This window comes from Streptomyces sp. NPDC015131, from assembly GCF_043079975.1.
Lineage (GTDB): Bacteria > Actinomycetota > Actinomycetes > Streptomycetales > Streptomycetaceae > Streptomyces.
This window is the reverse complement of record NZ_JBIBVB010000006.1, coordinates 42,950-65,068: the sequence shown is the minus strand read 5'-3', so window position 1 is coordinate 65,068 and position 22,119 is coordinate 42,950. Positions and strand designations below refer to the sequence as shown.

The window sequence follows — 22,119 nt, the reverse complement described above, 5'->3', positions numbered from 1 at the left end:
TGACGCTTGACGGTCCCCGTCAATTCACTGGCTCGGGGCAGCGGCGCGCTTGTAACGTCCGGTCACCGGGTCGGGCGCTTACAGGGGGAACCGTATGTCCATCAGCACGCTCAAACGCGCGGCGACGGAGACCGTCTCGGGTCTGCCGCGCGCCTTCTGGTGGCTGTGGGCCAGCACGCTGATCAACCGGCTCGGTGCCTTCGTCGCCACGTTCATGGCGCTGTACCTGACCCTGGAGCGGGGCTACTCGGCCTCGTACGCCGGTCTCGTCGCCGCCCTGCACGGGCTCGGCGGCGTCGTGTCGTCGCTGGGCGCCGGGGTGCTGACCGACCGGCTGGGCCGCCGCCCCACGATGCTGGTCGCGCAGGTGGCGACGGCCCTGTCGGTCGCCGTGCTCGGCTTCATGCAGCACCCGGTGGCGATCGCGGCCGTCGCGTTCCTGGTGGGCGCCGCGTCGAGCGCCTCACGGCCGGCCGTGCAGGCGATGATGGCCGACATCGTCCGCCCCGAGGACCGGGTGCGGGCCTTCTCCCTGAACTATTGGGCGATCAACCTGGGCTTCGCGGTCTCGACGGCGGGCGCCGGCTTCATCGCCGAGTACAGCTATCTCGCCGGTTTCCTCGGGGAGGCCGTGCTGACCCTGGTCTGCGCGGTCCTCGTCTACGTCAAGCTCCCCGAGTCCCGCCCGGCGCAGGACCCGCCCGCCGCCGGGAAGGACGCGCGCGTGGAGGCGGGTCTGGGGGCGGTGCTGCGCGACGGGCGGTTCATGGGCGTGGTCGGCCTGTCGTTCCTGATCTCGCTGATCTTCCAGCAGGGGTACGTGGGCCTGCCGGTCGCCATGGGCGCGGACGGGTTCGGCGCGGCCGACTTCGGTGCGGCGCTGGCGGTGAACGGCGTCCTCATCGTGGCGCTCCAGATCCCGGTCACCCGGTACATCGAGCACCGCGACCCGCGCCGGCTGCTGATCCTGTCGTCGCTGCTGGCCGGGTACGGCTTCGGGCTCACCGCGTTCGCCGGCTCGGTCGGCGTCTACGCGCTGACGGTGTGCGTGTGGACGCTCGCCGAGATCGTCAACGCCCCGACCCAGACCAGCCTGGTGGTGCGGCTCTCGCCGGTGCACGGCCGCGGCCGGTACCAGGGCATGTACGCCATGTCGTGGTCGGTGGCCGCGCTGGTCGCCCCGCTGATGTCCGGCTGGGTCATCGACCGCTTCGGGGCCACCTGGCTGTGGGGCGCGTGCGCGGTGCTGGGCACGGTCACCGGGCTCGGCTACTGGCTGCTCATGCGGAACCTGCCGGCGGAGGACGCGGAGAGCGGCGTGGTGGCCGTGCGGGCGCCCGCCGCACCGGAGCGGGTCACCGCCTGAACCCGGCGCGGCGGCCGGATCTCCGGGGGCGTACGGACACGGGGGTGCCGTACGCCCCCGGTCACTCCTGCGGGGTGCCGGGGCGGGTGAGGTGGGCGAACGCGTCCAGGTTGCGCGTGGACTCGCCGCGCGCGACCCGCCACGCGTACTCCTTGCGGATCGCGGACGCGAAGCCCAGCTCCAGCAGCGTGTTGAACGCCCCGTCCGCAGCCTCCAGGACCGAGCCGAGGACCCGGTCCAGCTCCTCGGGGGTGATCGCGGACAGCGGCAGCTTGCCGGTCAGGTAGATGTCCCCGAGGCCGTCGATCGCGTACGCCACCCCATAGAGCCGCAGGTTCCGCTCCAGCAGCCACCGGTGGACGCCCGCCTCGTTCTCGTCGGGGTGCCGGATCACGAAGGCGTTCAGGGAGAGGGAGTGCCTGCCCAGGCGCAGGGACAGCGTGGTGGACAGCTTGCGCGTACCGGGAAGGGTGACGACGTACGAGCCGGGCTCGGGGGACTCCCAGGTCAGCTCGGCGTCGGTCAGCGCGGACTCGATGATCTTCCGGGCGTCAGCCATGACGCGAGCGTACGCCACGGCGGTGTTCGTGCATGGCCGCGGTGTAGACGTCCGCCGTGCCCGAGGCGGCGGTGTCCCAGCCGAAGGATTCGGCGTGCCGCGCGGCGGCCCCGCCCAGCCGGGCGGACAGCGACGGGTCGTCCACGAAGCGGCGCAGCGCGGTGGCGTAGTCCGCCGGGTCGTGGCCCTGGACCAGGAAACCGGTCGCACCGTCCCGGACCGCCACCGGCAGGCCGCCCACGGACGCGGCGACGACCGGGGTGCCGGCGGCCTGCGCCTCGATGGCGACCAGCCCGAAGGACTCGCTGTACGAGGGCATGACCAGCACCGACGCCGCCCGGAACCAGTCGGCGAGCCGCTCCTGGTCCACCGGCGGGTGGAAGCGGACCACATCGGCGATGCCGAGGCGCGCCGCCAGCTTCTGCAGGCCCTCGGGCTTGGCGAGGCCGCTGCCGCTGGGCCCGCCGACGACGGGGACCAGCATCCGGGACCGCAGGGACGGGTCCTCGTCCAGCAGCCGGGCGGCGGCCCGCAGCAGGATGTCGGGGGCCTTCAGGGGCTGGATGCGCCCGGCGAAGACGGGGATGAACGCGTCGGCGGGCAGGCCCAGCCGGGCGCGGGCCGCGGCCCGGCCGTCGGCGGGCCGGAAGTGGTCGAGGTTCACCCCGGGGTGCACGACGGCGACCTTTGCCGGCTCGGCCTCGTAGAAGCGGACCAGCTCGTCCGCCTCGCCCGTGGTGTTGGCGATCAGCCGGTCGGCCGCCCGGACGATCTGGGTCTCGCCGATGACCCGCGCCGCCGGTTCGGGGGTGTCGCCCTGGGCGAGCGCCGCGTTCTTCACCTTGGCCATGGTGTGCATGGCGTGCACCAGCGGCACGCCCCACCGCTCGGCGGCGAGCCAGCCGACGTGCCCGGAGAGCCAGTAGTGCGAGTGGACCAGGTCGTAGTGGCCGGGCCGGTGGCCCGCCCAGGCGCGCATGACGCCGTGGGTGAAGGCGCAGAGCTGGGCGGGCAGCTCCTCCTTGGCGAGCCCCTCGTACGGTCCGGCGTCCACGTGCCGGACGAGGACGCCCGGCGCCAGCTCGACGGCGGGGGGCAGCCCTCCGGCGGTGGCCCGGGTGAAGATCTCGACCTCGATGTTGATCGCGGCCAGCCGCTTGGCCAGCTCCACGATGTAGACGTTCATGCCGCCCGCGTCGCCCGTGCCGGGCTGGTGCAGCGGGGAGGTGTGGACGCTGAGCATGGCGACCCGCCGCGGCGTGCGCGGGCGCCCGGGCAGCCGCAGCCGGTGCGCGCCGCCGCTCCGGTGCGGTCCGGCGGTCCGGTGCGTACCGGCCAGGGTGCCGGCGAACCGGGACACGTACTGGCTCACGTCGGCGTCCTTCCGCAGTGCGGGCAAATGGCGGGGCGGGGCTGTGCGGGGCGGGTCTGTACCAGGGGCAGTGCTGGGCGGTGCGGGCACGGCATGGCGGGCATGCCGAACGGAGGACACGCGCGCGACGGTGCGCACGGCCCTCCTCACAGCCACAACAGCCGGCCGGCCCGTCGCATTTCCGCTTTGCCAATTCATTACGCGGGGCGGGGCGCGTGCCGTGGCGTCGCTGTTCTGCGCGCTGGGGGCGGAGGCGGTCCCAGCGCGCGTGGGCGGCCCGGCGGGCGAGGCGGGGTGGTCGTACGCGGCCGGGGCCCGCCGCCCGGGACCGCTTACCCTCGTCCCCATGGCCCCGCGCACCACCCGCCCTGTCGGCACCCCGACCCGCGGGACCACCAACCCCAACCGCCTGCGCCGCATGGACCGCTGGATCGCCGCCGTCCACGGCCCGGCGCTGCGCCGCTGCGACGCCCCGCCCATCGCGGTCGACCTCGGGTACGGCGCCGCGCCCTGGACCGCCGTGGAGCTGCTCCAGCGGCTGCGCGCCGGGGCCGACCCCCGCACCCGGGTCGTCGGCGTGGAGATCGACCCCGCCCGGGTGGCCGCCGCCCAGCGCCACGCGCGCGAGGGGCTGGATTTCGTGCACGGCGGCTTCGAGGTGCCGGTGGACGGCACCCCGGCGCTGATCCGGGCGGCGAACGTGCTGCGCCAGTACGACGAGGAGCGGGTCGCGGAGGTGTGGGGGCGGCTCTGCGCGCGGCTGGCGCCGGGCGGGCTGCTGGTCGAGGGGACGTGCGACGAGGTGGGGCGGCGCCATGTGTGGGTGGCGCTGGGGCCGGAGGGGCCGCGCACGGTGACCTTCGCGGCCAGGCTCGGGTCGCTGGAGCGCCCCTCCGACCTGGCGGAGCGGCTGCCGAAGGCGCTGATCCACCGGAACGTGCCGGGCGAGCCGGTGCACGCGTTCCTGCGGGACTTCGACCGGGCGTGGGCGGCGGCGGCCCCGTACGCCTCGCTGGGCGCGCGCCAGCGGTGGATCAGGACGGCCCGGGACCTGGCGGCCGACTGGCCGGTGGTGGACGGCCGGCGGCGGTGGCGCCAGGGGGAGTTGACGGTGCGGTGGCCGGCGCTCGCCCCGGGGGGCTGAGCGGGGCGGGACGACCCGGCGGCACGCCGGGGGGAACGGATCGGGTGGTCAACGGAACGCGTGGGGGCGGTGCTTCGTCCACAGGGGTGGGTGCGCCCCTGTCGTTTTGGCCACGGCCGTGGCACCATCTCGATCGGTAGCCCGAAGTTACTGACGGTAAATCAGATGGGGATTTGGGGGAGTCCGTGAACCGACGCCGCTGTGCCGCCGCCGCGATCACCGTGGTGTGCGCTCTGACCGTACTGGCGGGACCGGCCACGGCGGCCCACGCGGCGCCCACCGCGCCGGACCCCGGCTCCTCGGCCCCGGCGTCCGTGACCACCGGCCCCTTCCCCACCCCGCCGCCCCTGTCCGCCCCCTCCTCCACGCACCCGTCCGGCAAGAGCCTGGAACAGGTACGGCGGGAGATCGACGATCTCTACCGCAAGGCCGCGTCCGCCACCGACGCCTACAACCTCGCCGAGGAGCGGGCGAAGAAGCAGTCGGCGGAGATCGTGCGGCTGTCGCGGGCCATCGTGGAGGGCCGGGCGCGCATCGCGGACCTCAAGGACCGGGCCGGCGCGGCCGCCCGGGCCCAGTACCGCAACGGCGGGGTGCCCGACGAGGCGAGGCTCGTGCTCGCCGACGACCCGCAGCTCTTCCTCAGCGGCGTCGGCCGGCTCCAGCAGGGCCAGAAGGCCACCAGGGACCTGCTGGCCGAACTGAACAAGAGCCAGGCCGAGTTGGAGACGTACACCAAGCAGGCGGGCGCCCACTGGACCACGCTGGAGGCCAACCGGGCACGGCAGGCGAAGGCGAAGAAGGACATCGAGGCGAAGATCGCCGCCGCCGAGAAGCTGGAGTCCGAGCTGGAGGCCGAGCAGCGGGAGCGGCTGCGGCGCCTGGAGGCGGAGGAGCAGCGGCGCGCCCAGACGGCCTGGCTCGGGTCGGGCGTGCTGAAGGAGGCCGCGGGCAGCGCCGGCCCGCAGGGCGCCAAGGCGATCGCCTTCGCCACGGCCCAGCTCGGCAAGCCGTACGTGTGGGGCGCCGAGGGCCCCGGCTCGTACGACTGCTCGGGGCTGACGTCCCAGGCGTGGGCGGCGGCGGGGACGGCCATACCGCGCACCTCGCAGGAGCAGTGGCGGCTGCTCCCCCGGGTCGACGTCAAGGACATGCGCCCCGGCGACCTGATCATCTACCACGCGGACGCCAGCCATGTCGGGCTCTACATCGGTGACGGGTCGATCATCCACGCGCCCCGGCCCGGCCGGAACGTGACGGTCGCGGGCGCGGGCTCGATGGCGATCCTGGGGGTCGTACGCCCGGACCGGTGAGCCCCGCCGCGCCCGCCCCCTCCCGTCCCGGCTCCCCCGACTCCCTTGTCGGCGCCCTTCCCGGCACCCGGCGAACCCCCGGCCGCGACCCGCGCGTGACCCGTCGTGTGACCCGTCCGACACCGGGCGCGTGACGTTCGTCATGGGGCGGTGCCCAACTACCTCCCGCTGCGCGGCATATGCCATCGGCTCTTCGTGGAACGCCATTCCGCTGGGCCGCCGCGGCCCGCTATGGTCCCCGTCGGTGGTGTGTCGACCGGCGCCCCACCGTGCCCTCGGGGGGAGGGAAGGAAACCAACCGATGCCCGTACCCGTACCGCGACAGAGGGTGAACGCTCCGGACGGAGCCATGGTCGCGGAGGCCGCCGCCGCGGCCGGCGCGGACCTCACCCTCCTGGTGATCGAGGACGACCCGGCGGGCATGTTCACCGTTCCGGAGCTGCTCGACGCGTCGGGCGGCCGGGTCCGTATCCGTACCGCCCGCAACCTCACCGAGGCCGCGCGGCTGCTCACCGACGACGTGCACTGCGTGCTCGTCGACCTCGCCCTGCCCGGCGCCCGCCCCGGCGACGACCCCATGGAGCCGCTGCACCATGTGCTGCGGATCGCGCCGCGCCACCCCGTCCTGGCGCTGACCCCCTCGGGGGACGCCGCGCTGTCGGCCGCGGCGGTACGCGCCGGGGCGCAGGACCACCTGTGCCGCGAGGAGCTGGACGGACCGCTGCTGAGCCGGGCCATCCGCTACGCCGTGGAGCGCAAGCGGGCCGACTCGGTGCAGGTGAAGCTGGCCGAGTCGCGGCTGCGGGCCCAGGAGAACGCCCGGCTGGAGCGGGGCCTGCTGCCCACGCCGCTGCTCCAGGGCTCCGACCTGCGCTTCGCCGCCCGCTACCGGCCGGGGCGCTCCCGCGCGCTGCTGGGCGGCGACTTCTACGACACCGTCCGGACGCCGGACGGGACCGTGCACGCCATGATCGGCGACGTCTGCGGGCACGGGCCGGACGAGGCCGCGCTCGGGGTGGAGCTGCGCATCGCCTGGCGGGCGCTGACGCTGGCGGGCCTGTGCGGGGACGAGCTGCTGTCCACGCTCCAGCAGGTGCTGGAGCACGAGCGGGACAACGAGGAGATCTTCGCGACGCTGTGCACGGTGGACATCGCGCCGGACGGCCGACGCGCCGGGCTGTGCCTGGCGGGCCACCCCTCGCCGCTGATCGCGCGCAGCGGGCGGGCGGCGCAGCTGCTGCCGTACGAGGACGGCGGCCCGGCCCTGGGTCTGCTGCCGCGCGCCCGCTGGCCGCGCCGGCAGGTGGAGCTGGGCGGCGCCTGGAGCCTGATGATGTACACCGACGGGCTGATCGAGGGCCGCTCGGCGGGCCCGGGCTCCCCGCGGCTGGGCCAGGACGGCATGGTCGAGATGGTCAACCGCCAGCTGTCGGCGGGCCTGGGCGGCGAGGAGCTGCTGGAGGCCGCGGTGGCGGAGGTGCGGGAGCTGAACGGCGGCGAGCTGACGGACGACGTGGCCGTGCTGCTGCTGGCCCGGGAGCGGTCGGCGGCGTCCGGCCGCCGCGGGCGCCCCGGCGGCCACCGCAGGCCGCCGAGCGCCGGCTCCGTGCCGCCCGGCCTCTAGCGGCCGCCGTTGTACGGGCCGTACGGCCCGTCGCTGCTGGACCCGCCGCGCCGGCCGCCCGACACTCCCCGGAGGGCGGGGCGGACGTCCACCATGAAGACGATCGAGGCGATGAGCCCGGCGATCTGCAGGAACAGCATGGGCACCAGCAGGTTCACCGCGACCGTGACGCCCAGGATGATCAGCCAGAACATCTTGCTCTGCTTGTCGGCGGCGCGGTAGGCGTCCTCGCGGGCCGTGACCGCGAAGAAGAGGGCGACCACGGCGATGACGAGCATGGCGAGGTTGAGCAGAAAGAGAAACGTGCCGAATCCTGCGAGCAACATGCTGAGCACCGCCTAGTCAGTGAGTGAAGCGCCTCGCGGCCAAGGTACCCGTACAACGCCCCGGCCACCCCGAACGTGCCCGGCCGGAGCCGGGTCACGCCCGGGAGAGCCCGGAGCCGCCCGCCGGAGCAGCGGGCGTCAGGCGTCGGGGGACGTCTTCTTGGCGGCCGGCTTGCGCGGCGCCGGGGCCTTCTTCGCGGTGGGCTTGGCGGCCTTGGCGCCGGTGTCGCCGGACTCGTCCGCCGCGCCTTCCCGGGCGGCGGGCCTGGGCTCCGGGTCGGGCTCGACGGCGATGGCGATCTCGGTGATCTCCTCGGCGGCCTCGCCGCGCCACTGCTTGACGGCCTGCTCGCCGTGCTCGGCGACCTTCTCGTACGCCTCGCGCGCCCGTACGGCGTACTCGGCGGCCACGCCGACGCCGCGCAGCGCCAGGTGCTGGGCGTTCTCGCCGATCTTCTTGAGGTCCGTGTCCAGGGAGCCGAACACCTCGGTCGCCCTGGCCTGCACGGTGGCCTGGGCCTCCTTGGCCTGGGCGGTCACCTTCTCCTGCACGGCCTTGGGGTCGGTGTTGCGCACCGCGTCGATCCGCGCGGGCGCCTCCGCGGCGATCTGCTCGATCAGACCGGGCACCTTCTTCGCCTGGCGCACGGCGAGGTCGGCCGTACCGGCGGCGAAGTAGAGCGGGGTGCGGAGTTCTTCGATGATGGCCACGACTGTGGTCCTCCCGGATCGCAGGTCAGAGTTCGAGGGGGGTGCCGTCCCCACTGATGTGATCGGCACCCTTCGGCTCCGTATCGAGCCCGTTCTCCTTGCGGAACGAGTCGTAGATCTGGAGCAGCACCTGCTTCTGCCGCTCGTTGATCGACGGGTCGGCGAGGATGACGGCGCGCGTCTCCAGCTCCTCGCGCTCCCGCTCGTCCAGGATCCCGGCCCGCACGTACAGCGTCTCGGCGGAGATCCGCAGTGCCTTGGCGACCTGCTGGAGGACCTCCGCGCTCGGCTTGCGCAGCCCGCGCTCGATCTGGCTCAGATACGGATTGGACACCCCCGCCGCCTCGGCGAGCTGCCGCAGCGACAGCTGCGCACTGCGCCGCTGCTCGCGCAGATACTCACCGAGGTTGCCGACGTTGAGTGATGCCATGTCTCCGATGGTGCACCGCTCTGCTAACTATTGCAAGCGACTGCTTGCAATAGTGTTCCAGCTCTCCCCCGCCGCCGGGCGCCCCAGCGCTTCCGGGAGCGGGCGGGTGTGGAGGATGTCCAGGCGGGAGACCGCGCGGGTGAGCACGACGTACAGGCGGTGCAGGCCGCGGGGTTCGGCGGCGGCGATGTCGGCCGGCTCGGGGACCACGACGTGGTCGTACTCCAGGCCCTTGGCGAGCGTGGCCGGCAGCACCGTGACGCGCGGTCCGATGAGGCCCGCCTCCTCCAGCGCGGCGTGCAGGGCGCCGGTCGCGTCCCGCGCCGCGATCACGCCGATGGAGCCCTCCCGCCGCAGCGCGGCCCGGACGGCGGCGACCACCGCCTCCCGCACGTCCCGCACCTCCCGGACGGTCACCTCGCCGTCCCGGCGCAGGGAGCGCGCGGGCGGGACGTCCACCCCCAGCGCGCCCAGCAGGCGGTTGGCGAGCGCGAGGGCGCCCGCCGGGACGCGGTAGCCGGTCGTGAGGGCGGTCACCGGCACCGACGTCCGGCCCAGGTGGGCCAGCTGGGACGGCCAGTCGCGGGCCGCCCACGGGGTGGTGCCCTGCGCGAGGTCGCCCAGCACGGTCAGGGTGCCGAACTCGGCGCGGCGGGCGATGGCCCGGCACTCCATGGGCGACAGGTCCTGCGCCTCGTCCACCACGATGTGCCCGTAGCCGGCCGGACGTTCCAGCAGCCCGGCCAGTTCGTCGAGGAGGACCAGGTCGGGGGCGCTCCACCGCGCGGAGCGGTACGAGCGCGGGGGCCGCGGCCACCGGATCGCCGCCCGTTCCCCGGGGTCGAGCGCCGGGTCGCGCGGGTCGGCGAGCACGCCCGCGAGGACCTCCTCCGGGGTCACCCGGGGCCAGCAGGCGTCCACGAACGCCGACACCGCGCGCGACCGCCCGATCCGCTGCTCCCACGCCCCGCCCCGGGGGCCCGCGCGCCGCTCCGCCCGGTCGCGGACGGCCCGGACCGCCCGGTCCCGCACCCGCTCGCGGCCCACGGCGTAGGGCGGCGCCCCGGCGCGCACGTCCTCGACGATCCCGGCCAGCTCGTCCACCGGGACCCGCCAGCGGTAGGAGCCGTCCGGCACGGTCAGCGGTTCGGCGGGCGCGGCGGTCCGGGCGTACAGGGCGCGCCGCAGGACGCCGGCCATGCGGGCGTCGTGCTTGACCGCCTCGGCGCCCGGCGGGTCGGTGGCCCGCACCGCGCGGCCCCGGCCGATCTCGCCCTGGAGCGTCGACTGCCGTACGTCCGCCTCGCCGAGGGCGGGCAGGACCTGGGAGACGTACGCCAGGAACGTGGGGTTCGGCCCGAGGACGAGCATGCCGTCGCGCCGGACGCGCCGGGGGTGGGTGTAGAGCAGGTACGCGGCGCGGTGCAGCCCGACGGCGGTCTTGCCGGTGCCTGGGGCGCCCTGGACGCAGACGGTCTCGGTGAGCCCGGCGCGTACGAGGTCGTCCTGCTCGGGCTGGATGGTGGCGGCGATGTCCCGCATCGGCCCGACCCGGGGGCGTTCGATCTCGCCGGTGAGCAGCGCGCTCGGGGCCGCGGGGCCGCCGGTGGCCAGGTGCTCGTCCTCCAGCCCGGTCAGGTCGGCCGCGTCGCCGCCGTCCGCGCCCTCGCGGGGTGCCCAGCCGAACCGCCGCCGCACCCGGACGCCCTGCGGGTCGCGGGCGCTCGCCTGGTAGAACGCGCGGGCGACGGGCGCGCGCCAGTCGACGACGAGCGGCGGATCGGCCGGGTGCTCGGCGATCCGGCGGCGGCCGATGTGGTGGCTGCGGCCGTCCTCGTGGTCGAGCCGGCCGAAGAACAGCGGGCCGCGCGGCTCCTCGCGCAGCTCCTTGGCGTGGCTGCGCAGGTGGTACCCGAGGGCCTCGGCGTCGGCGCCCGACGCCGCGACGTCCTCTCCGGTGACCACCCGCTGCGCGGCGCCGCCCACCATGCGGTCGAGGGCCGCGCGGCAGGCGTCGTGGTGGGCGCGTTCCTTGCTCAGCTCGCGGTCGAGCGGTGTCGTCGTTCCGTCCATCCGGACGAGGATAATGCAACTTGGTTAATTCTCTTACTCAGTTTCTTGATGAACGGGAAATGACACGGAGCGTACATTTGCATGTACACACGGGTAACGAAAGGAGACTCGTTGACACTCTCCGTGGCCGGAAGCTAACTTCACGGCGTCGTCGCCACACCAGGAGCACGAGGCTCCCCCGGGACTAGCGGCGCGAAGGACTTCCCAGTTGACGACTGAGACCGTCTTCGAGATCCGGCCCTTCACCGCTCCTGACACCGCTGCCGGACTCTTCACCGTGCAGCCCTACACCGCCCACTGCCAGGTGATCCGCGCCGAAGGCGCCCACGCCGTCATCGGCGTCTCCCCCGGCAACAGCTACTTCTCCGCCCGGCGCGTCACCGACCTGGCCCGCTGGGGCACCGCCCACTTCGCGCGCGTGGACTTCGTCTACACCGACCTCCACGTCGCCGAGATGTACGAGGCGTCCGGCTACACCGCCGAGGACGCCCGCCGCAAGGCCGTCAAGAACCTGCGCGGCGTACGCGCCAAGGTCAACGCCGCCGTCACCGAGGTCGACCCCGGGGGCCGCCGGCTGCGCGCCCACCCCATGTCGACCTTCCTCGACAACCCCGCCTACCGCGAGATCCACCGGCACCTGCGCGCCCGGCTGGCCACCGACCCGGACTTCCGCGCCACCTGCGACGCGCTCATCGACACCTTCCTGTCCTCCAAGGTCCTGGACGGGCAGGCCCCGACCGAGCGCCAGCGGGAGGTGTGCGTCGAGTACGTCTGCGCCGAGGCACCGCTCTTCCTCGACACCCCCGCCATCCTCGGCGTGCCGTCGTCCCTGAACTGCTACCACCAGCTCCTGCCGCTGGCCGAGATGCTGTACGCACGCGGCTCCGGCCTGCGCGCCTCCCGCAACCAGGGCCACGCCATCGTCACGCCCGCCCCCGCCCCCGCGCCGGCCGCCGAGGCCGGTTCCGTACGCGTACAGCACGAGCGGCGCGCCGCCGGTGCCGCCGAAGGAGAGTCCCCCGATGTCCGTTGAGACGCCGCCCGACGAGCTGATCGACTTCCCGTTCTCCTGGCGGGGCGACCGCATCCCGGCCGAGGTGGAGCCGCTGCGCGAGAAGCGCCCGGTCGCCCGGGTGCGGACCATCGCCGGCGACGAGGCGTGGCTGGTCTCCTCGCACGCCCTGTGCAAGCAGGTGCTGGAGGACCCGCGCTTCAGCCTCAAGGACACCTCGGCTCCCGGCGCGCCCCGCCAGTACGCGCTGACGATCCCGCCCGAGGTCGTCAACAACATGGGCAACATCACGGGCGCCGGTCTGCGCAAGGCCGTGCTCAAGGCGCTGAACCCCAAGGCCCCCGGGCTGGTGGAGTGGATGCGGTCGGCCGCCGCCGACCTGGCCGACCGCATCCTCGCCGACGGCGCGCCCGGTGACCTGAAGAGCGGCTTCGCCGACCCGTACTCCGCCGCCATGCACTGCCACATCCTCGGCATCCCGCAGGCGGACGCGCCCCGGCTGATGCGCAGCCTGGACATCGCCTTCATGAACTCGGCCTGCCCGGTCGCGGGCGCCCGGCTCAACTGGGACCGCGACCTCGCCTACATGGTGGAGCGGCTGGACGACCCGGCCACCACCGGGCTGATGGCCGAACTGGCGGCGCTGCGCGAGGACCCGGACTACGGCCACCTCACCGACGAGATGCTGGCGACGGTGGGCGTGACCATGTTCGGCGCCGGGGTGATCTCCACGGCCGGGTTCCTGACCATGGCGCTGGTCTCCCTCATCCAGCACCCCGAGCTGAGGGACCGGCTGCTCGCCGACCGGACCCTGGTCCCGGCGGCCGTCGAGGAGTTGCTGCGGATCAACCTCTCCATCGGGGACGGCCTGCCGCGGCTCGCCCTGGAGGACGTGCGCCTCGGCGACGTCCTGGTGCGCGCCGGCGAGCTGGTGCTGGTGCTGGTGGAGGGCGCCAACTTCGACCCGGACGTCTTCCCCGACCCGTACGCCGTGGACCTCGCGCGGGACAACAGCACGGCCCACCTCTCCTTCGGCGGCGGGCGGCACTACTGCCCGGCCACCGCGCTCGGCAGGAAGCACGCGGAGATCGCGCTGGAGACCGTGCTGGACCGGATGCCGGGCCTGCGGCTCGCCGTGCCGATCGAGCAACTGGTGTGGCGTACGGGGTTCATGAAGCGCCTCCCGGAGCGGCTGCCCATCATGTGGTGATCGCCCGCGCGCCCGTACGGTCCGGCCGCGCACCCGTGCGGTCCCGGCCTCGCGCCCGTACGGTCCGGCCGCGCCCGTGCGGTCCCGGCCCGCCGCCCCGAGGAGGGGGCGGCGGGCCGGACCCGTCACAGCTCCAGGCCCTCCGCGAGCTGCCGGAACGCCAGGGCGGCGGCGGCCACCGCGTCGGGCTCCACCGCGCCGGCGGGCTCCCCGGCCGCGATCCGCCGCCAGTTCTCCTCGGCCAGGATCCGCTGTACGGCGACGATCTGACCCGCCGCCAGCCGCTCCCGCACCCCGGCCGGCCCGGCGGCCCCCGGCGCGCCCGCGCCCGGCGCGCTCCCGGCCAGCGCCTCCGCCAGCGCCGCCTCGGACGCGCCCTGGTACGCGTACAGCCGCGCGACCAGGCTCGGCGTGCCGTACAGCAGCCGGTGGAAGGCGAGCACGTCCGGGTCGTCGCACAGCCCGGTGACCGGGTCCCGCCGGGCGAGCCCGTCGGTGAAGCGGCGGTGCAGCGCCTCCAGCGGCCCGACGCCCTCGGGGCGCCCGGCCACGACCCGCGCGGCCTCCTCCCGGTGGTCGGCGAACCGGTGCAGCACCAGGTCCTCCTTGGCCGGGAAGTAGCGGAACAGCGTCGGCTTGGACACCTCGGCGGCCTCGGCGATCGCGGCGACCGGCACCCGGTCGAAGCCCTTCTCCAGGAACAGGGCGATCGCCGTGTCGGAGATCGTCTCGTACGTCCGCCGCTTCTTGCGCTCCCGCAGCCCCATCTCACCGCTCATGCAGCCGACCCTACGCGTCCCCGGGCGCGCCCCGGTGCCCGTCGATCAGCACCTGGACCCCGTCGAGGACCCGGTCCAGCCCGAAGCCGAAGTCCGCGTCGGGGTCGTCCGGCTCGTCCAGCGCCCCGGCCGCCAGCATCCGGGCGACGGCCGGGTAGCGGTCCGGGTCGGCCAGGCGGCGGAGGGTGCGGCCGTAGCGGGCCATCACCTCACGGGGGGTGTCGCCGGTGGCGCGGATGGCCGCGTCGATGTCGGCCATCAGCCCGGCGGTGCTGCGCACATAGCCGCTGACCAGCATGATCACGGCGATTTTGGTGCTCTCGTCCAGCCCGGTGTCCTCCAGGGCGACCATGCCCCACTCCCACCAGGCCACCGAGCCGGGGGTGAGCGGCGGCCCGGTGACCGGGACCCGCAGCATCCAGAGGTTCCGCCCGAAGACCGCGCGCTGGGCCCCGGCCCACTCGGTGAGGGCCGCCCGCCAGCCGGTGCCGGGCGCCGGGGGCGGCGGCGGGGGGCCGACGGCCCGGTCCAGCATCAGCAGGTACAGCTCGTCCTTGGCGCCGACGTACCGGTACAGGGACATGGTCGAGACGCCCAGCTCCTTGGCGACGCGCCCCATGGAGACGGCGCCGAGGCCCTCGGCCGCCGCGAGGTCCACCGCCGTGGAGACGATCCGGTCCAGGCTCAGCCCCGGCTTCGGCCCCTTGGCGGGCCGCTCCCGCAGCCCCCACGCCGCCTCGATGGCGGCCGGCAGGCCGGTCTCCGTACCGGCCCCGTCCCGGGTGCCGTCCCTGTCGCCCACCGCCGGTCTCCCTCCGCGCCCACCCAGGCCCCGTTCCCGGTCGCCCTTGACGCCCATCCTAGTAATGCGTAACCCTTACACAGTAATGCGTAAGGCATACGCAGTAGTGAGCCGAGGAGGCGCCATGAACGGCGGCGACAGCACGCCCGAGGACCCGGCCGTCGAGGCCACCGGCCTGCGCAAGTCCTACGGCGGCGTCACGGTGCTGGACGGCATCGACCTGCGGGTGGAGCGCGGCACCGTGCACGCCCTGCTCGGCCCCAACGGCGCGGGCAAGACCACCACCGTCAGCATCCTCGCCACGCTCACCCGCGCCGACGCGGGCCGCGCCCGGGTCGCCGGGCACGACGTGGTCGCCGACCGGGCGCGGGTCCGCCGCGCGATCAGCCTCACCGGCCAGTTCGCGGCGGTGGACGCCATGCAGACCGGCGAGGAGAACCTGCGCATGATGGCCCGCCTCTCCGGCCTCACCCGCGCCGCCGCCGGGCGCCGCGCCACCGAGCTGCTGGAGCGCTTCGGCCTCACCGGCGCCCGCCACCGCCTGGCCGGCACCTACTCCGGCGGGATGCGGCGGCGCCTCGACCTGGCGGCCGGGCTGGTGGGCGACCCGGAGGTCGTCTTCCTGGACGAGCCGACCACGGGCCTCGACCCGCGCAGCCGCCGCGAGCTGTGGCAGGTGGTCTCCGAGGTGGCGGCCCGGGGCGCCACGATCCTGCTCACCACCCAGTACCTGGAGGAGGCCGACCTGCTCGCCGACCGCATCGGCGTCCTGGACGCCGGGCGGCTGGTCGCCGAGGGCACCGCCGCACAGCTGAAGTCCCTGGTCGCCGGCCACCGCCTCGACCTGGTCGCCACGGACGCAGACGCCTACCGGCGCCTCGCCCCCCGCGCCGCCCACCACCACCCGGACACCCTGACCCTCGGCTTCCCCACCGACGGCACCGCCGCCCACGTCCGCGCCCTGCTCGACGCGCTCGACCCCGGCCGCACCGACATCGCCCGCTTCGGCCTGCACAGCGCCACCCTCGACGACGTCTTCCTCGCCCTCACGGCCAAGGAGCCGGCCCATGCCTGACACGCTCACCCACGCGCTCACCCTCACCGGCCGGGGCATCCGCCTCAGCCGGCGCAACGTCGACGCCGTGATCACCGCGCTGGCCCTGCCGGTGATGCTGATGCTGATCTTCGTGTACTTCTTCGGCGGCGCGATCGACACCGGGACGCAGTACGTGACCTACGTCGTCCCCGGGGTGCTGCTGCTCTGCGCCGGCTTCGGCTCCTCCACCACCGCCGTACGCGTCAGCGAGGACATGAAGGAGGGCATCGTCGACCGCTTCCGCTCCCTCGACGTGGGCGCCACCCCCATCCTCGCCTCGCACGTCGCCGCCAGCACCGCCCGGAACATGCTGTCGACGGCGCTCGTCCTCGGCGTCGCCTTCCTGATCGGCTTCCGGCCCTCCGCCTCCGCCACCGGATGGCTCGCCGCCCTCGGCGTCCTGCTCGCCTTCGTCCTCGCCGTCTCCTGGCTCTCGGCGGCCGTCGGGCTGCTCGCCCGCACCCCGGAGGCGGCGAGCGGCTTCACCTTCTTCATGATGTTCCTGCCCTATCCGAGCAGCGCCTTCGTCCCCATCGACACCATGCCGTCCTGGCTCCACGGCTTCTCCGAGCACCAGCCGGTCACCCCGGTGATCGAAGCGCTGCGGGGGCTGCTGCTGGACCGGCCGACCGGCACCGCGCCCCTCCTGGCGCTCGCCTGGAGCGCCGGTCTCCTCGCGGTGGCGGTGGCCCTGTCAGGCGCGTTCTTCCGCGTACGGACCCGCTGAGGGGCCCGCCGGCGGGCCCGCGTACGGGCTCCCGCCCCGGGCGCGGTGGCGCGCGGCGGCGCGGACGGCGGCCAGCACCGGTTCCAGGGACGGCACCACCCGGCGCGCCCCGGCCGCGCGCAGCAGCTCCGCCCGCGCCTCGTCGGGGCCGTGGCCCAGGAAGGGCACCCCCGCCTCCCGGGCGGCCGCCAGCTCCGCGGGGCGGGCGCCGATCAGCAGGACCGTCTCCGGGGCCGCGCCCAGCGACGCCAGCGCCTCGTCCACCCCGGCGTACACGTGCGGGCCGAAGCACCCGGCCAGTCCCCGCCCGGCCAGATAGCGGGCGGCCCAGGGCGGGGAGGTGTCCCCGACGACCGCGAGCCGGACCCCGACCGCGTACAGGGTGCGGATCAGCGGATCGGCGTACGGGGTGGGCCACAGCTCCCCGGCGGGCGCGCCCGCCCGGCCCGAGGGGCGGCACACCGGGCCGTCGAAGCCCAGCAGGACGCACCGGGCGGCGCCGATCAGGTCGCCGGGACGGGAGGAGCCGTCGGTGGGGCCGAGGTCCGTGTGAAGCCTGTCGTCGTACACGTCCGCCGCCAGAGGTCGGGGTCAGCTGTACGACGAGGGTGACAGATCACGGACCGTCCGGACACCCGCGGGACCCCCGCCCGTCAGAACGCCGCGCGGATCTCGCCCACCCGCTGCCCGCCGCCCAGCAGCGGAACGTCCGCGAGCCGGGCCACCACCGGCGCGTCCACGCCCATCATCCCGAGCGCACGCGCCAGGACCGGGCCGATCGCCCGCATCGAACCGTCGTCGATCTTGAAGGCGAGCGCCCGCCCGTCCGCCAGCGCGACCGCCTGCACCGCCTCGGCGCCCATCTTCGACAGCGCGCCCGGCACTTCCCGCATCAGCCAGGTGTCCGGCCGCCGCTCCCCCGCCACGTACTCCGGGTGCGCCCGCATCGCGTCCGCGACCCGCCGCCGCGGGGTGCCCGGCTCCGCCAGGACGTACGCCCGGAAGGCCCGCGCGAGGCCCACCAGGCTGATGGCCATCAGCGGCGCGCCGCACCCGTCGGTGCCGACCACCGGCACGCTCTCCCCGGACGCCGCCTGGACCTCGTCGAGGATCAGCCGCTGGAGGGGGTGCGCCGGGTCCAGGTAGCCGGCCGGGTCCCAGCCGTTGGCGGCGCAGGCGGCCAGCATCGCCGCGTGCTTGCCCGAGCAGTTCATGGTGATCCGCTCCCGGACGCGGCCGGCGGCGAGGTACGCCTCCGCCTCCACCGGGTCCAGCGGCAGGTCGGGCGGGGTCTGGAGGTCCGCCTCGGAGAAACCGTGCTCGGCGAGCATCTTGCGCGCCAGGTCCAGGTGGGCGGGCTCGCCCGAGTGGCTGGCGGCGGCCAGCGCCAGCCGCTCCCCGGACAGCTCCAGGCCGGCCCGCAGCAGCGCCGCCGCCTGCATCGGCTTGTTGGACGAGCGGGGGAAGACCGGCGCCGCCGGGTCGCCGGCCGACATCTCGACGGTGCCGTCCGCGGCCAGCACGACGAGCGACCCCCGGTGGTGGCCCTCGACGAAGCCGGAGCGGACGACCTCGGCGAGGACCGGGGGTATGACGGTGGTGGCGGAGGAGGTCATGACGGCCGGCCTTCCGGGACGGTGACCCGCCCCGCCGGATCTCAGCGGAGGAGGTCGTCTACTTGCGCTTCGCCTTCACGGTACCTGCGGGCGATCTCCGCGCTGCAATCGTCGGCGGTCCGCTGGAGCTGCTGCCGGCGCCGCGACACCTGCTGTTCGTAGCGCGCCAGCCGCCCCATCGCGGCGTGCAGCTCCTCGTCCGTTCGGGCGGTGAGGTCCGACAGCCCGACCTCCTCCAGCATGTCGGCGGCCAGCTTGCGGTACTCCTCGCCGCGCGGGGTGGTCATCGTCACGTGCCGCGCCGACGAGCGGTGGCGCGAGGGGGTGTCCGTGAGGATCTCGGGCAGCCGCTCCACCACCGGGACCGCCGCCCCGCCGCGCCGCGCCAGCTCGGCGCGGAGGATGTCGATGCGCCCCTGGAGCAGTCTCCGTACGTAGCTGAGGTCGGCCTCGTCGCCGTGCGAGTCCCGGCGCAGCGCGCGCAGCTCCGGGAGCCGCAGCGCCTTGAGGTCGTGGTCCCGCGTCTCCGGGAGGACGGCGTCACCGCCCCGCTGGGCCGGAGGCCGCAGCGCTCCTCTGCCGGTGGCACATGTCATCGGTACGGGATGCGGCGTCTGCCCGGCGCCAGGTGTGCTCATAGGAATCCGTCCCCTCGACCGGTGCTCCGGGTCGCCCGGGCCCCAAGGGCCGGGGGAAGCACCGCCTGAGAGGCATGGTGCCATCTGGGCACCGGCCGGTGCAGGCGCCTGCACCCGTTCGGACGCGGATAGGTTGGTCCGTATGCGTGCAGTGGTACAGAGGGTCGACGGGGCGAAGGTCGTCGTCGCCGGTGAGACCGTGGGTGAGATCACCGGCGAGGGTCTGTGCGTGCTCGTGGGGGTCACCCACGAGGACACGCCCGAGAAGGCGGCACAGCTCGCCCGGAAGCTGTGGTCGGTGCGGATCCTGGAGGGCGAGAAGTCCTGCTCGGACGTGGACGCGCCACTGCTGGTGATCTCGCAGTTCACTCTCTACGGGGACGCCCGCAAGGGGCGGCGCCCCACCTGGAACGCGGCAGCGCCCGGCGAGGTCGCCGAACCGCTGGTCGACGAGGTGGTGGCGCGGCTGCGCGGGCTGGGCGCCACGGTGGCGACGGGCCGGTTCGGCGCGGACATGCGGGTCTCGCTCACCAATCACGGCCCGTTCACCGTCGTCGTGGACGTGTAGGGGCTACGGCTCCACGACCGTCTCCTGGGCGGCGGCGGTGGTGCCCGCCAGCAGCTCGGCGTCCACCGGGACGTTGCGCTTCACCAGCGCGAGCGCGATGGGCCCCAGCTCGTGGTGGCGTACGGCGGTGGTGACGAAGCCGAGCTGCCGGCCCTCCTCGCCGTCCGCCTTCAGCCGCACGGGCGTGCCGTGCGGGGGCAGGTGCACCTCGCTGCCGTCGAGGTGGAGGAAGACCAGCCGGCGCGGCGGCTTCCCCAGGTTGTGGACGCGCGCCACCGTCTCCTGGCCCCGGTAGCAGCCCTTCTGGAGGTGGACGGCGCTGCCGATCAGCCCGATCTCGTGCGGGATCGTGCGGTGGTCGGTCTCGAAACCGAGCCGCGGCCGGTGCGCCTCGACGCGCAGCGCCTCGTACGCCCAGATCCCGGCGAGCGGCCCGTGGTCCCGCGCGTACGCCTCCAGATCCGCGCGCGGCAGGAACAGGTCCCGGCCGTGCGGGGTCTCCCGTACGGCGACGCCGTCCGGCACCTCGGCGATGGAACCGGCCGGCAGGTGCACCACGGCGATGTCGCCGGTGCGGTCGGCGACCTCGACCCGGTAGAAGAACTTCATCGACTCCAGGTAGGCGATCAGCGCCTCCTCGGTGCCCGGCTCCACGTGCGCCCAGACCGTCTCGCCGTCGTCCACCAGGTACAGCGCGTGCTCGATGTGCCCGTTGGCGGAGAGGACCAGCGCGTCGGTGGCGTGGCCGGCCGGGAGGTCGCTGACGTGCTGGGTGAGCAGCAGGTGCAGCCAGCCGAGCCGGTCGGCGCCGGTCACGGTGACGACACCGCGGTGGCTGAGGTCGACCAGACCGGTGCCGGCCGCGAGGGCGCGCTGCTCACGGAACAGGTCGCCGTAGTGCGCGGCGACGCCTTCGTCGCGTCCCTCGGCGGGGACGGCGCCGGGCAGGGACAGCAGGGGGCTGGTCGATGATTGTCGCAGCATGCGATCAGCCTACGACTCGCCGCCGGGCGGGGTGCCGTCGTCGTCCGGCCCGGCACCGGCCGCCGCGTCCGCCGTGCCGGTGCAGGACGCGCAGCGGCCGAAGATCGCGAAGTGCTTGAGGTCGGTGTCGAAGCCGAAGGTCTCGCGGAGCTTCGCGGTGAACTCCGTCGCCACCTCCACGTCCGCCTCGATCACCTCGGAGCAGTCCCGGCACACCAGGTGCAGGTGGTGGTGGCGTTCGGCGAGGTGGTAGGTCGGCGCGCCGTGCCCGAGGTGGGCGTGGCTGACCAGGCCCAGTTCCTCCAGCAGCTCCAGCGTGCGGTAGACGGTGGAGATGTTGACGCCCGAGGCCGTCTTGCGCACCTGGCCCAGGATGTCGTCGGGCGTCGCGTGCCCCAGGACGTCCACGGCCTCCAGGACGAGCTGGCGCTGTGGGGTCAGCCGGTAGCCGCGCTGGCGCAGGTCGCTCTTCCAGTCGGTGCTCACCACGCGCTCCAGTGTAGGAGCACCGACCGCGCGAGCAGGAGGGCTGCGTCAGGAGGGCTGCTTCAGGAGGGCTACTTGAAGAAGGCGATGCCGTCGTCCGGCAGGTCGCCCAGGTCCTTGGCCCACGCCTCGACCTGCTCGGGCGTGACGACCTTCTTCAGGTGGGCCGACATGTAGGGCCGCAGCGGGACGTCCGGGGTCGACTTCTCGCCCACCCACATCAGGTCGCCCTTGACGTAGCCGTACAGCCGCTTCCCGCCGCTGTACGGGCCGGAGGCCGCGGTGCGGGCCACGGCGTCGGTGGCCAGGTCGATCTGCGGCTTCTGGTCGGCCAGCTCGCCGTACCAGACCTCGACGATGCCCTGGTCGCGGACCATCACGATCTCGACCTTGCGCCCCTTGTCGATGCGCCAGTAGCCGCTCTCCGACTCCAGGGGCCTGACCTTCTTGCCCTCGGCGTCCAGCACCCAGGTGTGGGACGTGTACTCCAGGAAGTCACGGCCGTCGTGGCTGAAGGTCACGGACTGGCCGAAGTTGCACTTCTCGGCGCCCGGGAAGTCGGAGACGCCCGCGCCTTCCCACGTGCCGAGCAGGAACGCGAGGGGGACGAGGTCGGGGTTCAGGTCGGACGGGATCTCGATCATGAGGGGCTCTGTCGATCTGTAGGAGTGGTCAGCGCTGGCCCTGGTACAGCTTCTTCACGGTCAGGACGGCGAAGCCGAGCACGCCGACGCAGACCAGGACCAGCAGGGCGGAGAAGAAAGCCTCAAGCACGGGGTGCTCCTCGGTGAGCGGTGTGGGCGACGATGGGGCCGGGTCCCAGCGTAATGGGTGGCGCCCCGGCCCTCCGTGCGAGGTTCGGCGAACGGGCGGCACTACAGTTCCGCCCATGGCGAAGAAGCTCGTGATCAAGGTGACCGCCGGGGCCGACGCCCCCGAGCGCTGCTCGCAGGCCTTCACGGTGGCGGCGGTCGCCGTGGCCAGTGGGGTGGAGGTCTCGCTCTGGCTGACCGGGGAGTCCTCGTGGTTCGCGCTGCCGGGGCGGGCGGCGGAGTTCGCGCTGCCGCACGCGGCGCCGCTGCCGGACCTGCTGGACGCGATCCTCGCGGGCGGCCGGATCACGCTGTGCACCCAGTGCGCGGCGCGGCGGGAGATCACCGAGAAGGACGTCCTGGAGGGCGTGCGGATCGCGGGCGCACAGGTCTTCGTGAGCGAGGCGATGACGGACGGGACGCAGGCGCTGGTCTACTGACGCCGGTCCACTGGCGCCTTCTCCCGGCGCC

Annotated in this window: 24 protein-coding genes; 10 read left to right on the top strand and 14 right to left on the bottom strand. The window is 74.4% G+C overall.

Features of this window, described 5'->3' with window-relative positions:
• Positions 1-94: 94 nt before the first annotated feature.
• Complete coding sequence (locus ACF08D_RS23455; protein ID WP_392224867.1) at positions 95-1,366, top strand: MDR family MFS transporter; 1,272 nt, start codon at positions 95-97, stop codon at positions 1,364-1,366.
• Positions 1,367-1,427: 61 nt separating this feature from the next.
• On the opposite strand, the gene ACF08D_RS23450 is transcribed toward ACF08D_RS23455, so the two are convergent.
• Both ACF08D_RS23450 and mshA read right to left on the bottom strand, forming a co-directional pair.
• Positions 1,428-1,925: a YbjN domain-containing protein gene (locus ACF08D_RS23450; protein ID WP_392224866.1), complete on the bottom strand. Its 498-nt coding sequence runs from the start codon at positions 1,923-1,925 to the stop codon at positions 1,428-1,430.
• Complete coding sequence (gene mshA, locus ACF08D_RS23445; RefSeq protein ID WP_392224864.1) at positions 1,918-3,297, bottom strand: D-inositol-3-phosphate glycosyltransferase; 1,380 nt, start codon at positions 3,295-3,297, stop codon at positions 1,918-1,920. The genes ACF08D_RS23450 and mshA overlap by 8 nt, the downstream gene beginning before the upstream one ends.
• A 346-nt stretch (positions 3,298-3,643) precedes the next feature.
• Between mshA and ACF08D_RS23440 the strand changes: the two genes are divergently transcribed.
• The 3 genes from ACF08D_RS23440 (at position 3,644) to ACF08D_RS23430 (ending at position 7,378) form a co-directional block, all read left to right on the top strand.
• Entirely contained in the window at positions 3,644-4,441 is a 798-nt protein-coding gene (locus tag ACF08D_RS23440) for a class I SAM-dependent methyltransferase (protein ID WP_392224862.1), read from the top strand.
• 185 nt (positions 4,442-4,626) lie between these two features.
• Positions 4,627-5,754 (top strand): NlpC/P60 family protein, encoded by a 1,128-nt coding sequence (locus ACF08D_RS23435; RefSeq protein WP_392224860.1) that lies wholly within the window; start codon positions 4,627-4,629, stop codon positions 5,752-5,754.
• 301 nt (positions 5,755-6,055) lie between these two features.
• Positions 6,056-7,378 carry a PP2C family protein-serine/threonine phosphatase gene (locus ACF08D_RS23430; protein ID WP_392224858.1) on the top strand — a complete coding sequence of 441 codons (1,323 nt, stop codon included), beginning with the start codon at positions 6,056-6,058 and terminating at the stop codon, positions 7,376-7,378.
• Here the strand turns inward: ACF08D_RS23430 and ACF08D_RS23425 are convergent.
• The 4 genes from ACF08D_RS23425 to ACF08D_RS23410 form a co-directional block, all read right to left on the bottom strand.
• On the bottom strand, positions 7,375-7,704 hold the full coding sequence (locus tag ACF08D_RS23425) for a DUF2516 family protein (protein ID WP_392224856.1): 330 nt from the start codon (positions 7,702-7,704) through the stop codon (positions 7,375-7,377). The genes ACF08D_RS23430 and ACF08D_RS23425 overlap by 4 nt on opposite strands.
• Before the next feature lie 138 nt (positions 7,705-7,842).
• Positions 7,843-8,415, bottom strand: a complete 573-nt coding sequence (locus tag ACF08D_RS23420; protein WP_392224855.1) for a hypothetical protein — start codon at positions 8,413-8,415, stop codon at positions 7,843-7,845.
• A gap of 25 nt (positions 8,416-8,440) precedes the next feature.
• Positions 8,441-8,845 carry a helix-turn-helix domain-containing protein gene (locus tag ACF08D_RS23415; protein ID WP_392224853.1) on the bottom strand — a complete coding sequence of 135 codons (405 nt, stop codon included), beginning with the start codon at positions 8,843-8,845 and terminating at the stop codon, positions 8,441-8,443.
• Positions 8,846-8,872: 27 nt separating this feature from the next.
• Positions 8,873-10,918, bottom strand: a complete 2,046-nt coding sequence (locus ACF08D_RS23410) for a HelD family protein (protein WP_392224851.1) — start codon at positions 10,916-10,918, stop codon at positions 8,873-8,875.
• Between the two features lie 208 nt (positions 10,919-11,126).
• Between ACF08D_RS23410 and ACF08D_RS23405 the strand changes: the two genes are divergently transcribed.
• Positions 11,127-11,951 carry a tRNA-dependent cyclodipeptide synthase gene (locus ACF08D_RS23405; protein WP_392224849.1) on the top strand — a complete coding sequence of 275 codons (825 nt, stop codon included), beginning with the start codon at positions 11,127-11,129 and terminating at the stop codon, positions 11,949-11,951.
• The gene (locus tag ACF08D_RS23400) at positions 11,941-13,140 is read left to right on the top strand and encodes a cytochrome P450 (RefSeq protein WP_392224847.1); all 1,200 of its coding nucleotides are present in this window, start codon (positions 11,941-11,943) and stop codon (positions 13,138-13,140) included. The genes ACF08D_RS23405 and ACF08D_RS23400 overlap by 11 nt, the downstream gene beginning before the upstream one ends.
• A 125-nt stretch (positions 13,141-13,265) precedes the next feature.
• Here ACF08D_RS23400 and ACF08D_RS23395 read toward each other — a convergent pair whose 3' ends face one another.
• Both ACF08D_RS23395 and ACF08D_RS23390 read right to left on the bottom strand, forming a co-directional pair.
• Positions 13,266-13,919, bottom strand: a complete 654-nt coding sequence (locus tag ACF08D_RS23395) for a TetR family transcriptional regulator (protein ID WP_392224845.1) — start codon at positions 13,917-13,919, stop codon at positions 13,266-13,268.
• Between the two features lie 10 nt (positions 13,920-13,929).
• Positions 13,930-14,721 carry a TetR/AcrR family transcriptional regulator gene (locus ACF08D_RS23390; RefSeq protein ID WP_392224844.1) on the bottom strand — a complete coding sequence of 264 codons (792 nt, stop codon included), beginning with the start codon at positions 14,719-14,721 and terminating at the stop codon, positions 13,930-13,932.
• Between the two features lie 124 nt (positions 14,722-14,845).
• Here ACF08D_RS23390 and ACF08D_RS23385 point away from each other — a divergent pair, with 124 nt between their 5' ends.
• Positions 14,846-15,796 carry an ATP-binding cassette domain-containing protein gene (locus ACF08D_RS23385; protein ID WP_392224842.1) on the top strand — a complete coding sequence of 317 codons (951 nt, stop codon included), beginning with the start codon at positions 14,846-14,848 and terminating at the stop codon, positions 15,794-15,796.
• Complete coding sequence (locus ACF08D_RS23380) at positions 15,789-16,544, top strand: ABC transporter permease (protein WP_392224840.1); 756 nt, start codon at positions 15,789-15,791, stop codon at positions 16,542-16,544. The genes ACF08D_RS23385 and ACF08D_RS23380 overlap by 8 nt, the downstream gene beginning before the upstream one ends.
• Here the strand turns inward: ACF08D_RS23380 and ACF08D_RS23375 are convergent.
• The 3 genes from ACF08D_RS23375 to ACF08D_RS23365 form a co-directional block, all read right to left on the bottom strand.
• A complete protein-coding gene (locus ACF08D_RS23375) occupies positions 16,512-17,114 on the bottom strand; it encodes an HAD family hydrolase (RefSeq protein ID WP_392224838.1) in 603 nt (200 codons plus the stop codon). The two genes, ACF08D_RS23380 and ACF08D_RS23375, sit on opposite strands and share 33 nt — an antisense overlap.
• An 83-nt stretch (positions 17,115-17,197) precedes the next feature.
• Positions 17,198-18,160 (bottom strand): asparaginase, encoded by a 963-nt coding sequence (locus ACF08D_RS23370; protein ID WP_392224836.1) that lies wholly within the window; start codon positions 18,158-18,160, stop codon positions 17,198-17,200.
• A 41-nt stretch (positions 18,161-18,201) separates the two neighbouring features.
• Positions 18,202-18,798, bottom strand: coding sequence for an ABC transporter substrate-binding protein (locus tag ACF08D_RS23365; RefSeq protein ID WP_392224834.1), 597 nt, complete (start codon positions 18,796-18,798; stop codon positions 18,202-18,204).
• 142 nt (positions 18,799-18,940) lie between these two features.
• On the opposite strand from ACF08D_RS23365, the gene dtd reads away from it, so the two are divergent.
• Complete coding sequence (gene dtd / locus ACF08D_RS23360; RefSeq protein ID WP_392224832.1) at positions 18,941-19,366, top strand: D-aminoacyl-tRNA deacylase; 426 nt, start codon at positions 18,941-18,943, stop codon at positions 19,364-19,366.
• Positions 19,367-19,369: 3 nt separating this feature from the next.
• Here dtd and ACF08D_RS23355 read toward each other — a convergent pair whose 3' ends face one another.
• The 3 genes from ACF08D_RS23355 to ACF08D_RS23345 all read right to left on the bottom strand — a co-directional run bounded on the left by ACF08D_RS23355 (position 19,370) and on the right by ACF08D_RS23345 (position 21,480).
• Positions 19,370-20,350: a YgfZ/GcvT domain-containing protein gene (locus ACF08D_RS23355; protein WP_392224830.1), complete on the bottom strand. Its 981-nt coding sequence runs from the start codon at positions 20,348-20,350 to the stop codon at positions 19,370-19,372.
• A gap of 9 nt (positions 20,351-20,359) precedes the next feature.
• On the bottom strand, positions 20,360-20,839 hold the full coding sequence (locus ACF08D_RS23350) for a Fur family transcriptional regulator (RefSeq protein WP_392224828.1): 480 nt from the start codon (positions 20,837-20,839) through the stop codon (positions 20,360-20,362).
• A 68-nt stretch (positions 20,840-20,907) separates the two neighbouring features.
• Positions 20,908-21,480, bottom strand: coding sequence for an FABP family protein (locus ACF08D_RS23345; RefSeq protein WP_392224827.1), 573 nt, complete (start codon positions 21,478-21,480; stop codon positions 20,908-20,910).
• Positions 21,481-21,725: 245 nt separating this feature from the next.
• Between ACF08D_RS23345 and ACF08D_RS23340 the strand changes: the two genes are divergently transcribed.
• The gene (locus tag ACF08D_RS23340) at positions 21,726-22,088 is read left to right on the top strand and encodes a DsrE family protein (protein WP_392224825.1); all 363 of its coding nucleotides are present in this window, start codon (positions 21,726-21,728) and stop codon (positions 22,086-22,088) included.
• Positions 22,089-22,119: the final 31 nt, after the last annotated feature.

Bases quoted from the DNA above. Each gene is read 5' to 3' on its own strand.
- ACF08D_RS23415 (WP_392224853.1), bottom strand. From the start codon at position 8,845: ATGGCATCACTCAACGTCGGCAACCTCGGTGAGTATCTGCGCGAGCAG.
- ACF08D_RS23380 (WP_392224840.1), top strand. From the start codon at position 15,789: ATGCCTGACACGCTCACCCACGCGCTCACCCTCACCGGCCGGGGCATC.
- ACF08D_RS23355 (WP_392224830.1), bottom strand. From the start codon at position 20,350: ATGCTGCGACAATCATCGACCAGCCCCCTGCTGTCCCTGCCCGGCGCC.
- ACF08D_RS23370 (WP_392224836.1), bottom strand. From the start codon at position 18,160: ATGACCTCCTCCGCCACCACCGTCATACCCCCGGTCCTCGCCGAGGTC.
- ACF08D_RS23365 (WP_392224834.1), bottom strand. From the start codon at position 18,798: ATGAGCACACCTGGCGCCGGGCAGACGCCGCATCCCGTACCGATGACA.
- ACF08D_RS23340 (WP_392224825.1), top strand. From the start codon at position 21,726: ATGGCGAAGAAGCTCGTGATCAAGGTGACCGCCGGGGCCGACGCCCCC.
- ACF08D_RS23410 (WP_392224851.1), bottom strand. From the start codon at position 10,918: ATGGACGGAACGACGACACCGCTCGACCGCGAGCTGAGCAAGGAACGC.
- ACF08D_RS23425 (WP_392224856.1), bottom strand. From the start codon at position 7,704: ATGTTGCTCGCAGGATTCGGCACGTTTCTCTTTCTGCTCAACCTCGCC.
- ACF08D_RS23450 (WP_392224866.1), bottom strand. From the start codon at position 1,925: ATGGCTGACGCCCGGAAGATCATCGAGTCCGCGCTGACCGACGCCGAG.
- ACF08D_RS23385 (WP_392224842.1), top strand. From the start codon at position 14,846: ATGAACGGCGGCGACAGCACGCCCGAGGACCCGGCCGTCGAGGCCACC.
- ACF08D_RS23440 (WP_392224862.1), top strand. From the start codon at position 3,644: ATGGCCCCGCGCACCACCCGCCCTGTCGGCACCCCGACCCGCGGGACC.
- ACF08D_RS23345 (WP_392224827.1), bottom strand. From the start codon at position 21,480: ATGATCGAGATCCCGTCCGACCTGAACCCCGACCTCGTCCCCCTCGCG.
- ACF08D_RS23430 (WP_392224858.1), top strand. From the start codon at position 6,056: ATGCCCGTACCCGTACCGCGACAGAGGGTGAACGCTCCGGACGGAGCC.
- ACF08D_RS23395 (WP_392224845.1), bottom strand. From the start codon at position 13,919: ATGAGCGGTGAGATGGGGCTGCGGGAGCGCAAGAAGCGGCGGACGTAC.
- ACF08D_RS23400 (WP_392224847.1), top strand. From the start codon at position 11,941: ATGTCCGTTGAGACGCCGCCCGACGAGCTGATCGACTTCCCGTTCTCC.
- dtd (WP_392224832.1), top strand. From the start codon at position 18,941: ATGCGTGCAGTGGTACAGAGGGTCGACGGGGCGAAGGTCGTCGTCGCC.
- ACF08D_RS23455 (WP_392224867.1), top strand. From the start codon at position 95: ATGTCCATCAGCACGCTCAAACGCGCGGCGACGGAGACCGTCTCGGGT.